The sequence below is a fragment of the Mesorhizobium sp. LNJC394B00 genome, from assembly GCF_000502555.1.
GTDB lineage: Bacteria > Pseudomonadota > Alphaproteobacteria > Rhizobiales > Rhizobiaceae > Mesorhizobium.
Window position 1 is genome coordinate 2,096,862 of sequence record NZ_AYWH01000002.1, and the last position, 13,298, is coordinate 2,110,159.

Here is a 13,298-nt window from a genome sequence, read left to right on the forward strand (position 1 = left end):
TGACGACAATGGCGCAACGCATAGCCACTCCGGATGCGGGAAAAAGCAAGGCGGCCAAGGGTGCGGCGAACGACGCCGCGCCCAAGGACCGCCGGCGCGAGCGCGGCGAAGCGAGCGTCCAGCGCATCATCGACGCCACCATCGAGCTCATCGCGGAGGAGGGGCTGGCCAGCGTCACCATGCAGCGCATTGCCGAGCATGTCGGCTCGTCCAACGCACTGGTGGTCTTTCATTTTCGCAGCAAGGAGAACCTGTTCCGGGCCGTCCTGCAATATCTCAGCGACCAATATGACGCGCTGTGGCTGACGCTGGTGCGGGCGCCCGGCCTGTCGCCGGTCGAGCGGGTGTTGGGCGCGGTCGATTGCGCGCAGCGCTTTGCCCGGCAGCATCCGAAATGGGTCTCGGTCTTCGTCGTGTTTTCCAGCGACCGCAAGAGCATGCAGATCTACAATGAAATCGGCCTGCCGAGCGATCTCGCCTACACGGCCGAAGCGCGCGAGCTGCTGATCGAGATTTCACGCAGCGGCGGTTACACCGGCGTCGACATAGACACGCTGTCGGAGAGCCTGAACTATCTGGTGCATGGCGCCTGGTATTGGGACCATCTCAACCCGTCCAGCCGCGACACCGACGTGCTGCGCAAGACCATGCTGCTCCTGCTGCACCAGGCCTTTCCGCGGCATTTTGACTTGGGGTGAGATGCGGCCATTGCGAGCGACGAAAGCGTCCTCTGCAAACCTAAACCCGAAAATCTCTACGATGCCTTGATCTCTGTAAAAACGCTTGCACAATCCAGAGGTGCGAGCTAAACAACCCAGGGATGTATTCGAGGGTGGGTAAATGTGGCATTGGGCGATACTTCTGTTGCTGATTGGCGTGCCGGTTTTCTTCGCCGTCCGGTCGTCGCGCAAATCGTCACAGAGCCCAGATGACCTCGTGGGGTTCGGCGGCTGGCTGATCCTGCTGGCGATCAGCCTGTCCCTTTCGCCGTTGCGCACACTTGTCGATATGGCCAGTCTGGTCAAAACCTACCAACAGCTTGTTACAGTGCCCAACGGGGCCTTGGCCATCTATGGCGAGGCAGCCCTCAATCTGGCATTTCTGGTGCTTCAGCTGGTCGTGCTTGTTTCGATGCTGCGGCGAAGCCACCGCTTTCCGCAGCTGTTCATATGTCTGTGGTTCGCGATCCCTCTCTTATTCGTACTGGACACAGTTTGGATATCGACTGTTCTGGGTGTCCCGGTAAACCGTTTGCTTGCCGGAGGAGCTCTGGTTACACCTTTGGCATCCTTCATAGTCACAGGGATCTGGGCCGCCTACGTCTACAGGTCGGTTAGGGTGAGGAACACGTTCGGCGATACGGCAGCCATACAGGCTGCCACATTTTCCTAGAAGGTCCGACGGCTGCGAGTTGGCCTGATGTCGTGCTGCCAGCTCCGCCGAATAGAACCGTCGGCAGTCCTCCTTCGACTAACGAGCTTCGAGTGGCCTGCCACCCGAAGCTCGAAGAGCGAAGGGTGGTGCCCCCGGACGGAATCGAACCGCCGACCTTCGGTTTACAAAACCGCTGCTCTACCAGCTGAGCTACAAGGGCACGGCGCTCCGGTTAGCATATTTCGTGCGCCAGTAAAGACAAAACTCCGTTTTCGATCGCTAATGGACCCCGCCGAGGTGGGCGGGCCGCCATGCTGAAAACCGCCAATGCGATCCCTACATATCTCTCAGGTGCAAACGCATCGAACGGGGTGTCGCATGATCAGACTTGTCATCATCCTGCCGCTTGTCGTCATTGCCTGGCTGCTTGCGGTAAAGCTCATCAGGGACGTGAAGAGCGCCAATGTCGACTGGACCGGCATCGCCGCCATCGTCGGTTTTATCGCGATGGCGTTTTGGCTGCGGCATGTGACTGGGATGGGGATGAATGGTGAATGGTGAATGGGCGAACGCCTTTCGGACCATTGACTACTCACTACTCGCTCAAAACCTCGAACCTTTCACCACGTCACCGCGACTGATCTCCAGAGGCGAATGGTCGCCTCGATCAAGGAGATCATCATGTTGAAGCGCAGTCTTACTTCGGGCCTGGTCGCCATCTTCGTCGCCACCGGCGCGCTCGCCGGTACCGTGCAGTCGTCCTCCGCTCACAGCCATCATCACCACCATCACAAGCACCACGACAAGCCCTCTTGGTGGTGGAACCATCAACACAAGCACCATCACCACAAGCATCATCATCACCACGGCAAGGTGATCATCTTCCTTTGAGCGAGACGACCTGCCTCGCGGAAGGGCGGCTTCGGCCGCCCTTTTTTGCGTTGAGCGCTCGATCGATCAGATCTTGGTTTCCATCGGCTGATTTCCGGCCTTCAAGAAAATCCCAAATTCTTTCGAACCTTTTTCCGCGCCGAAACGACAGATGATCAAGAGGCGGATGGATCGCCTCTCGCAACGAAACAAGGAGATCGTCATGTTCACGCGCAAAATCGCTTCTGCCCTCATCGCCAGCACCGTCGCCGCCACCTCGCTGGTCGGCACCGTCCAGCCCTCGGCCGCCCACAGCCATCACCACAACCGCGAAATCGGCATCGGCATCGCCGCCGGCGTCGGCGGCTTCGTGCTCGGCAGCCTGCTCAACCAGCAGCCCCGCACCGTCTATGTCGACGACGAGGGTGGTTCCTGGCACGTCCGCCGCTGCGCCAATCGCTACGCCAGCTACGATCCGTACTCCGACACCTATGTCGGCTATGACGGCTACCGCCACTATTGCCGCCTCTAAGAGGAGGCTCCCCACAAGAAGGAGGGGCTGTACGCAGCCCCTCTTTCCTACATTTGAGCGCGTGGCAGTGTCAGCTACGGTTTGGAGATCGGTAATCCGGCTGCATGGCAGGTGCCGACAACACCACCGCTCGCATTCAGCGATTGATCGCCCATGGCGATGAGTTCGAAGCTGCTTCCTTCATCCGGATAGATCTTGGCGGCGAACGGTTGGTCTGTTGTATGACCACCGGACGATGACTTCGCGGCGACATGGCCGCAGACCACGATTTCCCGGCGGCCGTTGAGCGTCCGCTCGCCGGCGCGCATCGTCCCGAATTTGGCGGATACAGGATCCTGCAAATGCTGGCGAATGCCGATCGTGATTGTCTCCTCCAAAGCGAGCGAGATCGGAATCTCGCTGACTTGCTGGGAGACAGGGGCGGGTTCGGGCGCCGTCGCCACGCATCCGCACAGTGAAGCGGCGAGCAAAAGCTGAAGCGTTCTCCGCATTATAATCGGAACCCGCCGATCATCCTCGTCACCTCAGCGGCGGCGTCGCGCACCAGCGGCCCGATCTCGTCCAGCCGCTCCATCGTCACCCGCACCGTCGGTCCGGAGACCGAGACACCGCCGATCGGCTCGCCGAACTCGTTGAAAATGGCGGCGGCCACGCAGCGCATGCCGGGATGCCGCTCCTCGTCGTCGACCGACCAGCCACGGTGCTTGATGACAGCCAGGTCATGGGCCAGCGCCGAAATGTCGGACAGCGTCTTGTCGGTGAAGCGCTGCAGGCCCGACTTGCGCAGGATGGCGGCGACGCGTTCCGGCTCGAGCTGCGCCAGCACCGCCTTGCCGATGCCCGAGGCATGGAAAGAGCTGCGCGTGCCCGGGCGGAAGAAGGCGCGGATCGCCTGATGGGTCTCGACCTGGCTGACGAAAACGACGCAATCGTCCTCGGCGACGCCGAGATTGGCGGTTTCACCGGTCTTCTCCATCAATTCCTGCATGACCACGCGGGCCCGGTCGACAAGCTTGCGGCGGCGCAGGAAGGCGGCACCCATGCGGTAGGTCTCGACGCCGATCGACCACAGCTGGTCCGATGTATCGAACTCGACCATGCCGTGGTTCTGCAGCGTCGTCAGCATGCGGTAGGCGGTGGACGCCGCGAGCTCGCTACGCGCCGAAATCTCGCTCAGCGACAGGCCACTGCCTTCAGCGACGATGGCCAGGATGCGCAAGGCCCGGTCCAGCGACTGTACAGAACCGGCCTCGGACGGACCGTTGAAAGCGCGCGGCCGGCCGCGCTGGCGTTTTTCGCTGGTTTCCATGGCGGCATTGTCGCCGGTTTCGCCGAAATCGCAATGAAAAACTTTTTCACAGATTCTGGTGCCCGGATTCATGAAAAACGGAAAAGCCAGCGAAATCAGTGGACAGGAGCCGTTTTCTAGAAATGAAAAATTATTCTGAAAAAATTGAAAAATGAAAACCATACTGGCATTGTCGGTCGACCAACAATTTGCGGAGGCTGGACATGGCCAGGATGCGCGCTGTAGATGCAGCGGTTCTCGTTCTCGAAAAGGAAGGCGTTTCCTGCGGCTTCGGCGTGCCGGGCGCGGCGATCAATCCGTTCTATTCGGCGCTGAAGGCGAGGGGCTCGATCCGCCACATCCTGGCGCGCCATGTCGAGGCGGCCTCGCATATGGCCGAGGGCTACACGAGAGCTAAATCAGGCAATATCGGGCTGTGCATCGGCACGTCGGGCCCGGCCGGCACCGACATGGTCACCGGGCTCTATTCGGCGGCGGCGGACTCCATCCCGATCCTGTGCATCACTGGTCAGGCGCCGCGGGCACGGCTCAACAAGGAGGATTTCCAGGCGGTCGATATCGCCGCCATAGCCGCACCCGTCGCCAAATGGGCGGTCACGGTCATGGAGCCCTATCTCGTGCCGATGGCGCTGCAGAAGGCATTTCACCTGATGCGCTCGTCGCGACCGGGCCCGGTGCTCATCGACCTGCCGGTCGACGTGCAATTGGCCGAGATCGAATTCGATATCGATGCCTATGAACCGCTGGTCCCGTTCAAGCCGGCAATGTCGCGCGCCCAGGCCGAAAAGGCCTTGGCGATGCTCAATGCCGCGGAAAAGCCGCTGATCGTCGCCGGCGGCGGCATCATCAACGCCGATGCGTCGGATCTGTTGATCGAATTTGCCGAGATAACGGGCGTGCCGGTCATCCCGACGCTAATGGGCTGGGGCGCGATCCCCGACGACCACCGGCTGATGGCCGGCATGTGCGGGCTGCAGACCTCGCATCGCTACGGCAATGCGACGATGTTGGAAGCCGATTTCGTCTTTGGCATCGGCAATCGCTGGGCCAACCGCCACACCGGTTCGGTCGATGTCTACACCAAGGGCAAGAAATTCATCCATGTCGACATCGAACCGACCCAGATCGGCCGGGTGTTCGCGCCGGATCTCGGCGTCGTCTCGGACGCCGGTGCGGCACTAAAGATGCTGCTCGACGTCGCCACCGAATGGAAGACGGCAGGAAAGCTGCGCGACTGGTCGGGCTGGGCGAAGGAATGCCAGACCCNGCCAGACCCGCAAGAAGACGATGAAGCGCAAGACGCATTTCGAGCAGGTGCCGCTGAAGCCGCAGCGCGTCTATGAGGAGATGAACAAGGCGTTCGGCCGTGACACCACCTACGTCACCACGATCGGCCTCTCGCAGATCGCCGGGGCGCAGTTCCTGCATGTCTACAAGCCGCGCAACTGGATCAATTGCGGCCAGGCCGGCCCGCTCGGCTGGACGCTGCCGGCAGCGCTTGGCGTGCGCGCCGCCGATCCGGATCGCACCATCGTGGCGCTGTCGGGCGACTACGACTTCCAGTTCATGATCGAGGAACTGGCGGCCGGCGCACAGCACAAACTGCCGTATATCCATGTCGTCGTGAACAATGCCTATCTCGGCCTGATCCGCCAGGCGCAGCGCGGTTTTGCGATGGATTTCGAGGTGAGCCTGGCCTTCGAGAACGTCAACCGCGCCAACGATCCGGAGGCCGGCTACGGCGTCGATCATGTCGCGGTCGCAGAAGCGATGGGCTGCAAGGCGGTCCGGGTGCGCAAACCGGAAGAGTTCGCCGGCGCCTTCAAGGAAGCGCAGCGGCTGATGAAGGAATACCAGGTGCCGGTGGTGCTCGAATTCATCCTCGAGCGCGTCACCAACATTTCCATGGGCACGGAAATCGACAAGATCACCGAATTCGAGGACCTTGCCGAAAGCCATGAGGATGCGCCAACGGCGATTGTGTTGCTCGATTAGGCGCGCCGATATTCAGGTGAGACAGGCCTGCAAACGGCGCCTTCCTGCGCTTCCGGTGCTCACGTACAGAAAGTACGTTCCGCTCCGGTTTTCGAAAGTCACCGTTTTCGACTCTGCCCGACCTGAATCTCAACACGCCTAGGGCCAAGCAGAAGAAGGAGAAAAAGAATGCCGCGTTTTTCAGCCAATCTGTCGATGCTCTTTGGCGAGCATGAGTTCCTCGATCGCTTCGATGCCGCAGCCCGCGCCGGCTTCAAGGGCGTCGAATATATCGGCCCCTATGATCATACGCCTGACGTGGTCGCGGCCCGGCTGAAGAAGAACGGCCTGACACAGGTGCTGTTCAACCTCCCGGCCGGCGACTGGGGCAAGGGCGAGCGCGGCATCGCGGTTTTGCCCGACCGCGCGCCGGAATTCCGGCAAGGCATCGCCAAGGCGATCAGCTATGCCCATGCGCTCGGCTGCGAGCAGGTCAATTGCCTCGCCGGCATCGCGCCGCAGGGCGTGGATCGTTCGGTGCTGGAAAATACTTTAGCCGAGAACCTCGCGTTTGCAGCCGAGAAACTGGAGCAGGCCGGCATCCGGCTTTTGATCGAGCCGATCAACACGCGCGACATACCGGGTTTTTTCCTGAACTATTCGGAGCAGGCGCTGGCGCTGATCGAGCGCGTCGGTTCGAAGAACCTGTTCCTGCAATACGACATCTATCACATGCAGATCATGGAGGGGGATCTCGCCCGTACCATCGAGGCCAACCTCGGCCGCATCGCGCATATCCAGCTTGCGGACAATCCCGGCCGTCACGAGCCGGGGACGGGCGAGATCAATTATCCCTTCCTCTACGAGCATATCGACAGGATCGGCTATTCCGGCTGGGTCGGAGCGGAATACAAACCGAAGGCGGGGACGGAGGCTGGGCTGGGGTGGTTTCGGGAGCTTAACGGGCAGGGGAGTGCCGCGGCTTAGCTGTTACGATTGAAGTCGCGTTCCTTCGCGCCCCCCTCTGGCCTGCCGGCCATCTCCCCCACAGGTGGGGAGATCGGACGTCATCCCGGCTTTCGCTCCCCAACATTGCAGGGTGAGCGAGGCGCCGAAACTGCCAATCTCCCCACAAGTGGGGGAGATGGCCGGCAGGCCAGAGGGGGCGCGAAGGAACTCAGCCTCAACAAAGGAGAAAACAATGGAAACCATCGGCTTCATCGGCCTTGGCATCATGGGCGCGCCGATGGCGGGGCATCTCCTGGATGCCGGCTACGCCGTCATTGCCAGCGACCACCGCTCGAAGCCGCCGGCCGATCTCGTCGCCAAGGGCTTGAGAAGCATCACCGGCCACGCGGCAGTGGCGAAGGCCGCGGATATCATCATCACCATGGTTCCCGACACCCCGCAGGTAGCCGAGGTGCTGTTCGGCGAGAACGGTGTCGCTTCCGGCCTGAGCAAGGGCAAGCTGGTCATCGACATGAGCTCGATCTCGCCGATCGAGACCAAGGTTTTCGCCAAGAAAATCAACGATCTCGGCTGCGACTATCTTGACGCGCCGGTGTCGGGCGGCGAGGTCGGCGCAAAGGCGGCGTCCCTGACCATCATGGTCGGCGGCGAGGACAAGGCGTTCGAGCGCGCCAAGCCCGTGTTCGAAAAGATGGGCAAGAACGTCACGCTTGTCGGCCCGAACGGCGTCGGCCAGACCACCAAGGTTGCCAACCAGATCGTCGTAGCCCTGACCATCGAGGCGGTCGCCGAGGCGCTGGTCTTTGCCGCAAAAGCCGGCGCCGACCCCGCCAAGGTCCGGCAGGCGCTGATGGGCGGGCTGGCGGCATCGCGCATCCTCGAGGTGCATGGCGAGCGCATGATAAAGCGCACCTTCGCGCCGGGCTTCCGCATCGAACTGCACCAGAAGGATCTCAGCCTGGCGCTGGAAGGCGCCAAGGCGCTCGGCGTCTCATTGCCCAACACCTCGACGACGCAGCAGCTGTTCAACTCGTGCGCGGCGAATGGCGGGGCGAAAGAGGATCATTCGGCGCTGGTGCGGGCGCTGGAGCGGATGGCGGGGCATGAAGTGGGTGAATAGTGAACGGTGACGGTAAGAACGCTTTCCATTCAGCATTCACTATTCACTTTCCAAGGAACTTCCGTGCCGCATAAAGGCTCACCGCCGCGGCGTTCGACACGTTGAGCGAGCGGATGGCGCCGGGCATGTCGAGGCGGGCGAGTGTCGTCACCGTCTCGCGCGTCTTCTGGCGCAGGCCCTTGCCTTCGGCGCCGAGCACCAGGGCTATCTTTTCGCCTGAAAAACTCGTTTCGAGTTCGGCCGGCCCGTCCGAATCGAGGCCGATGGTCTGGAAGCCGGCTTCGTGCAGCTGTTCCAGCGCGTCGGCGAGGTTCTTCACCTCGACCTGGTCGATATGTTCCAGCGCGCCGGAGGCGGATTTGGCCAGCACGCCGGATTCCTGCGGGCTGTGGCGGGCCGTGGTGATCAGCGCACCGGCGCCGAAGGCGACCGCCGAGCGCAGGATGGCGCCGACATTGTGCGGGTCGGTGACCTGGTCGAGCACCAGCACCAGTTTGGTATCGCCGAGCGCGTCAAGGCGCTTGGGCTTCAGCGGCTCGGCCTCGATCAGCACGCCCTGGTGGACGGCGTCCGAACCGGTGATCTTGTCGATGTCCTTCGGCTCGACCAGTTCGGCCTTGAACGGCAAAGCGGCGAGGTCGGCGATCGCCAGCCGCTCGGCGGCATTGCGCGTCACCAACATCTTTCTGATCCGCCGGCGCGGATTGTCGAGCGCGGCGCGCACCGTGTGCAGGCCATAAAGCCGCACCAGCCCGTCGGCGGCGTTCTCGCCCGGCGGCACCGGCTGGCGCGGCCGGAAGGCAGGCGCGCCGCCGGCCTTCTCGTCGCGATGGGCGCGACGCAGCTTGGCGTAGTGGGTGTCTTTGGCGGTCTTGGACGTGTTGTCATTGCTCATGGCCGGCTTCTATAGCCGCGTCGCCGGGCCATGGATACAGGCAGAAAGCCGGCTTGCCGGGTGAGCTGTCAAAATCAGCGCATTTTGCCTTGCGGTGCGGTTGACACCCACTGGCCTTGCCGCCATAAGGCGCTTCGCTGATTTCGGACAAAACCCTGGTTTCGACCTGATCGGCGAGAATGCCTCGTTGCAAGGCTTCGACGGCAGGCTGGAGAGGTGCCCGAGTGGTTAAAGGGGACGGACTGTAAATCCGTTAGCTTAGCTTACGTTGGTTCGAATCCAACCCTCTCCACCACTGCCAGCCCGCGAACCTTGAGGACGATGCGGGTATAGCTCAGTGGTAGAGCAGCAGCCTTCCAAGCTGAATATGCGGGTTCGATTCCCGCTACCCGCTCCAAACTCCCCACTCCGCATCAGATCTCAGCGAATATCTCGACAACGTTGCCGTCCGGATCGCGGAAGAACACTGTCCTGTGGCCCCATTCCTGGTCGGTGAGCGGCAGGACCGGCTGCACGCCCTTGGCCTGAAGCGCCTCGGCGCAAGCAGCGACCATCTCCGGCGCCACCCGGAATGCCAGCTGAAGCGACAGCGCATCCCGCTGCTGCGGCGTGTCGTTGAACATCATGCCGAGGCTGGTCAAGGCCAGCGTGTTCGGGCCGACCCGATATTCGATCCACCTGTCGCCGAGTTCGCGCTGCAGATCAAATTCCATCACATCCCCGTAGAAGTGCCGCATGGCGGCCATGTCGCGGGCGAAGATGACGGTGTAGTCGATCTGACGGATTTCATTGAGCGCATTCATTGTCGAAGTCCCGTGGGCTGATGTTCGATCGCCCGCAACCTAGCTTTCCTTTAAAGTAGTACAAGACTATAGCTTATACTGGTATCGGAGGTGACTGCATGCCATACGACGGCCCACGGCACGATGAGCTTGCCCGCTTCCTGCGCGAGCGGCGGGACCGCTTGCCGCGGATCGATGGCGCCAATGGCCGCCGCCGGGCGCCGGGCCTCAGGCGCGAAGAGGTCGCCGCCGAGGCGGGGATCAGCACCACCTGGTACACCTGGCTCGAGCAGGGACGGGAGGTGAACGCGTCGCCGCAGGTGCTTCGCTCGCTGGCGCGGGTGCTGAGACTGAGCCGGTCGGAGCAGGCCTATCTCTTCCAATTGGCGCGGCCCGATCTCGATTGGCGAAACCGGCTCGGCGCGCAAGGCCTGCCCAGCGCGCCGTTGCTCAGCCTGCTCGACGGGCTGGCGCCGCACCCGGCATATGTCGTCAATCGCTACTGGCAGGTCGTCGCCTGTAACCATCCGGCGGCGGTGCTGCTTGGGGATTTCGAGACGGATGATGAGTGGTCCGGCAGCCTGCTCGCCCGGCTGTTTCTCGACCTGGAATGGCGGCAGCGCTTTGTCGACTGGCCGGAGGTTTCGCGCTCGGCGGCGGCGCAGTTCCGGCTTGCCACTGTCGCCATGACTCGCGATCCGGTGCTGGCTGCGCTGGTTTCGTCACTGGAAGCGGCAAGCGAAGCGTTCGCCACGTGCTGGAACAGCCGCGACATCGCCGAGCCACCGATCTGGCGGAAATCCATCCGGCACCCTGTCGCCGGCGCGATGTCCTTCGATTTCGCCACGCTGCAGCCGGGCGGCCGCGACAGTGATTTCTCGGTTTCCGTCTACACGCCGGTCGATGCGTCGACTGCCAGGCGGTTCGCCGTGCTGGTCGGAGCAACGCCCGACAGCCGCAAGGCGGTGCCGGGCGTGTTTGCGCGTGATGCAGGCGCAGAAGTCTAGCTGTTGAAAGCGGACGCGACCTGGTGTTGCTGCGGCACCTGTCCGTTCGGCGTCAGTCTGTCGACAATGCCGGGCAGGGCTGTGGACAATTGCTTGAGCAACTCCTGCTCGTCCAGTCCGGTCCTTTGCGCGATCTCTCGAATGACCTGCGGGCCGATCGCCTTGCCCAGATCATTGGCGTTGATCGGCTGGTTCTGCCCGGTGCCGACCCATGAGTCAGCAACATTGCCTTGGCCGGCATTCTTGAGCTTGTCGAGCAGTCCGCCCAGTCCGCCAAGCAGGCCGCCGTCGCCTGAGGCCGTGGTTCCGGTGGGGGCTGGCGTTTGAGGCTGGGCGGGCTCGCCCGTCTCTTCGGCACTCGTCTGTTCGGCGCTTCTGCCGCTCAGCATCTTTCCCACCAGCAGCGCGCCGAGCGCGATCATCAGCGGTTTGGTGATGTTGCCGCCGGGCACGGCGTTGTCAAAAAGTCCCATAGGTCAATCCTCCATAACGACCAAGCCCGTCCCGCCGGCTACAATGGACCATGCGGGCGGAAATTCAAGTTGGCTTGAGCTTTTGACAATCATGTGACCATGATCGGCGGGCGGGGAATGGAGAGGAAAAATGGGCATTATCAGCTGGATCATCCTCGGCGTCATCGCCGGCTTTATCGGCAGCAAGATCGTCAACAAGACCGGCCAGGGCCTGATCATGGATATCGTGCTCGGCATTGTCGGCGCCATCGTCGGAGGGCTGATCTTCAGCGCCTTTGGCGCCACGGGTGTGACCGGCCTCAACATCTGGAGCCTGATCGTCGCCATCATCGGCGCGGTGGTCGTGCTGTGGGCCTATCACCAGTTCTCCGGCAAGCGAACGCTTTAGGCGCCAGTCTGCCGACTGGCCGACCGCAGGTCGGCCAAACCTGCTTCGACGCGTTGACTTGAAGGTCAGGCGACGACGGTCAGCCTGCGCTTGCGTTCATCAAGCGAGACGATGGTCAGCCCGCTCGCGACCACCAGCAGGATGCCGCAGACCGCCAGGGCATTCGGGAACTGGCCGAACACCAGAACGCCTGAGATGACCGCCCAGACGGTGAAGCAGTAGTAGAACGGCGCCACCACGCCGGTCGGACCGACGCGATAGGCCATGAAGATGAAGAAATGGCCGAAGATCAGGAAGAATCCGGCGCCGGCCATGAGCAGCAGGTGCCGGGCTTCCGGCATGACCCAGCGCTCGGAAACGAGATGCGCGGCGCCCGCGCCGATCAGCACCACCACAACGGCGGAAATGGCGACGATCATGCCCGGCACCTCGGCCGCGACCCGCCTGCCGGCAAGATCGCGCGCCGCCGCCAATGCCGCGTTGCCGAGCGCCAGCAACGCATAGACCGAGATGCCCTGCATGGTCGGCTGGGCCACCATAAGCGCACCGATGAAGCCGAGCCCGATCAGCGCCATGCGCACGCCGCCGATCCGTTCGCCGAACAGGATGGAGGAGCCGACCAGCATCAAAAGCGGGGTGATCTGCCCGAGCGCGGTCGAATCGGCGATCTGCATGTTGGCCAGCGCCACGACGTAGCAAAGGATGGCCGCCAGCTCGAGCAGGTTGCGGCGCAGCACGCGTTTGTCGAAGATCAATGGAATCTGCCTGCCATAGCCCAGCAGGAACAGCAGCGGCATGCCCCATAGCGTGGCCGCGACCCCGCGCAGGAACAGCACTTCATAGGACGGCAAGCCCGCGGTCGCGAGTTTCATCATCGTGTCGTTGACGAGGTACGACCCCGTCGAAACGATCATGAACAGCGGGCCGCGTATGGAGGTCGGTATGAATTGCATGGGGCAACCAAATCAGACCGCCGCCGTAGCGGCAATGGGCCAGGCGCCGGCTGCACATCCGGCAGGCAAAGGCCAGGACATGGGCGGGACAGGACATGGGCGGGAATAGCAAACAGGTGCTGGAGCCCGCAGCCCCCATTTCATTTCCGCTCGCGCGTTCCTATATCAGCGCCACATCCCCGCAATCGGATCATCGGTTCGCACCGAGTGGACAGCGCACCCGGCCACAAGGCACTTGTGTTTTTCGGCCGTAGTCGCTAATCGCCCCGCATTCGACTGAACTGAAGGTCAAGGCCGTCCAAGGAAAGAGACTATGGCAAAAGGTAAATTCGAGCGTAACAAGCCTCATGTGAACATTGGCACGATTGGCCATGTCGATCATGGCAAGACGTCGCTGACGGCGGCGATCACGAAGTATTTTGGCGAGTACAAGCGCTACGACCAGATCGATGCGGCGCCCGAAGAGAAGGCCCGCGGCATCACGATTTCGACGGCGCACGTCGAATACGAGACGGCAGCGCGCCACTACGCCCATGTCGACTGCCCCGGCCACGCCGACTATGTGAAGAACATGATCACCGGTGCTGCGCAGATGGACGGCGCGATCCTGGTGGTGTCGGCCGCCGACGGCCCGATGCCGCAGACCCGCGAG

Annotated in this window: 16 protein-coding genes, 3 tRNA genes and 1 pseudogene; 13 read left to right on the forward strand and 7 right to left on the reverse strand. The window is 62.4% G+C overall.

Features of this window, described 5'->3' with window-relative positions; genetic code table 11:
- The first annotated feature begins 8 nt into the window (after positions 1 to 8).
- A complete protein-coding gene (locus X751_RS149870) occupies positions 9 to 698 on the forward strand; it encodes a TetR/AcrR family transcriptional regulator (protein WP_023688400.1) in 690 nt (229 codons plus the stop codon).
- Between the two features lie 166 nt (positions 699 to 864).
- The gene (locus X751_RS149865) at positions 865 to 1,392 is read left to right on the forward strand and encodes a DUF2569 family protein (protein ID WP_245260196.1); all 528 of its coding nucleotides are present in this window, start codon (positions 865 to 867) and stop codon (positions 1,390 to 1,392) included.
- 126 nt (positions 1,393 to 1,518) lie between these two features.
- Here X751_RS149865 and X751_RS149860 read toward each other — a convergent pair.
- Positions 1,519 to 1,594, reverse strand: a tRNA-Thr gene (locus X751_RS149860).
- Positions 1,595 to 1,752: 158 nt separating this feature from the next.
- Here X751_RS149860 and X751_RS149855 point away from each other — a divergent pair.
- The 3 genes from X751_RS149855 (at position 1,753) to X751_RS149845 (ending at position 2,776) form a co-directional block, all read left to right on the forward strand.
- Positions 1,753 to 1,935: a hypothetical protein gene (locus X751_RS149855; protein WP_023667458.1), complete on the forward strand. Its 183-nt coding sequence runs from the start codon at positions 1,753 to 1,755 to the stop codon at positions 1,933 to 1,935.
- A 120-nt stretch (positions 1,936 to 2,055) separates the two neighbouring features.
- Positions 2,056 to 2,265, forward strand: a complete 210-nt coding sequence (locus tag X751_RS149850; RefSeq protein WP_023688402.1) for a hypothetical protein — start codon at positions 2,056 to 2,058, stop codon at positions 2,263 to 2,265.
- A gap of 202 nt (positions 2,266 to 2,467) precedes the next feature.
- The gene (locus X751_RS149845) at positions 2,468 to 2,776 is read left to right on the forward strand and encodes a BA14K family protein (protein ID WP_023667455.1); all 309 of its coding nucleotides are present in this window, start codon (positions 2,468 to 2,470) and stop codon (positions 2,774 to 2,776) included.
- Positions 2,777 to 2,850: 74 nt separating this feature from the next.
- On the opposite strand, the gene X751_RS149840 is transcribed toward X751_RS149845, so the two are convergent.
- Together X751_RS149840 and bhcR are read right to left on the reverse strand one after the other, a co-directional pair.
- Positions 2,851 to 3,267, reverse strand: a complete 417-nt coding sequence (locus X751_RS149840; protein WP_023688404.1) for a hypothetical protein — start codon at positions 3,265 to 3,267, stop codon at positions 2,851 to 2,853.
- Positions 3,267 to 4,085: an HTH-type transcriptional regulator BhcR gene (bhcR, locus tag X751_RS149835; protein ID WP_023681470.1), complete on the reverse strand. Its 819-nt coding sequence runs from the start codon at positions 4,083 to 4,085 to the stop codon at positions 3,267 to 3,269. Before bhcR ends, X751_RS149840 begins: the two co-directional genes overlap by 1 nt.
- A gap of 203 nt (positions 4,086 to 4,288) precedes the next feature.
- On the opposite strand from bhcR, the pseudogene gcl reads away from it, so the two are divergent.
- The 3 genes and pseudogenes from gcl (at position 4,289) to X751_RS149825 (ending at position 8,148) form a co-directional block, all read left to right on the forward strand.
- Positions 4,289 to 6,080: pseudogene (gcl, locus tag X751_RS01000000163815) on the forward strand (glyoxylate carboligase).
- Between the two features lie 168 nt (positions 6,081 to 6,248).
- Positions 6,249 to 7,046 carry a hydroxypyruvate isomerase gene (gene hyi, locus X751_RS149830; protein WP_023744853.1) on the forward strand — a complete coding sequence of 266 codons (798 nt, stop codon included), beginning with the start codon at positions 6,249 to 6,251 and terminating at the stop codon, positions 7,044 to 7,046.
- Positions 7,047 to 7,260: 214 nt separating this feature from the next.
- A complete protein-coding gene (locus tag X751_RS149825) occupies positions 7,261 to 8,148 on the forward strand; it encodes a 2-hydroxy-3-oxopropionate reductase (RefSeq protein WP_023715772.1) in 888 nt (295 codons plus the stop codon).
- Positions 8,149 to 8,191: 43 nt separating this feature from the next.
- On the opposite strand, the gene rlmB is transcribed toward X751_RS149825, so the two are convergent.
- Positions 8,192 to 9,043, reverse strand: coding sequence for a 23S rRNA (guanosine(2251)-2'-O)-methyltransferase RlmB (gene rlmB, locus X751_RS149820; RefSeq protein ID WP_023681467.1), 852 nt, complete (start codon positions 9,041 to 9,043; stop codon positions 8,192 to 8,194).
- A gap of 210 nt (positions 9,044 to 9,253) precedes the next feature.
- On the opposite strand from rlmB, the gene X751_RS149815 reads away from it, so the two are divergent.
- Together X751_RS149815 and X751_RS149810 are read left to right on the forward strand one after the other, a co-directional pair.
- Positions 9,254 to 9,338: transfer RNA gene (locus X751_RS149815), tRNA-Tyr, on the forward strand.
- A gap of 28 nt (positions 9,339 to 9,366) precedes the next feature.
- Positions 9,367 to 9,440, forward strand: a tRNA-Gly gene (locus X751_RS149810).
- Positions 9,441 to 9,456: 16 nt separating this feature from the next.
- Here the strand turns inward: X751_RS149810 and X751_RS149805 are convergent.
- Positions 9,457 to 9,846: a VOC family protein gene (locus X751_RS149805; protein ID WP_023688409.1), complete on the reverse strand. Its 390-nt coding sequence runs from the start codon at positions 9,844 to 9,846 to the stop codon at positions 9,457 to 9,459.
- Positions 9,847 to 9,944: 98 nt separating this feature from the next.
- Here X751_RS149805 and X751_RS149800 point away from each other — a divergent pair, with 98 nt between their 5' ends.
- Positions 9,945 to 10,832: a helix-turn-helix transcriptional regulator gene (locus X751_RS149800; protein ID WP_023744854.1), complete on the forward strand. Its 888-nt coding sequence runs from the start codon at positions 9,945 to 9,947 to the stop codon at positions 10,830 to 10,832.
- Here the strand turns inward: X751_RS149800 and X751_RS149795 are convergent.
- Positions 10,829 to 11,305 carry a YidB family protein gene (locus tag X751_RS149795; protein ID WP_023667447.1) on the reverse strand — a complete coding sequence of 159 codons (477 nt, stop codon included), beginning with the start codon at positions 11,303 to 11,305 and terminating at the stop codon, positions 10,829 to 10,831. The genes X751_RS149800 and X751_RS149795 overlap by 4 nt on opposite strands.
- 130 nt (positions 11,306 to 11,435) lie before the next feature.
- Between X751_RS149795 and X751_RS149790 the strand changes: the two genes are divergently transcribed.
- Positions 11,436 to 11,693 carry a GlsB/YeaQ/YmgE family stress response membrane protein gene (locus X751_RS149790; protein WP_023688411.1) on the forward strand — a complete coding sequence of 86 codons (258 nt, stop codon included), beginning with the start codon at positions 11,436 to 11,438 and terminating at the stop codon, positions 11,691 to 11,693.
- Positions 11,694 to 11,758: 65 nt separating this feature from the next.
- Here X751_RS149790 and X751_RS149785 read toward each other — a convergent pair whose 3' ends face one another.
- Positions 11,759 to 12,646: a DMT family transporter gene (locus X751_RS149785; RefSeq protein ID WP_023681464.1), complete on the reverse strand. Its 888-nt coding sequence runs from the start codon at positions 12,644 to 12,646 to the stop codon at positions 11,759 to 11,761.
- Between the two features lie 313 nt (positions 12,647 to 12,959).
- Between X751_RS149785 and X751_RS149780 the strand changes: the two genes are divergently transcribed.
- Positions 12,960 to 13,298: GTP-binding protein (locus X751_RS149780; RefSeq protein WP_023744855.1), on the forward strand; the 339-nt coding region annotated here is incomplete at its 3' end.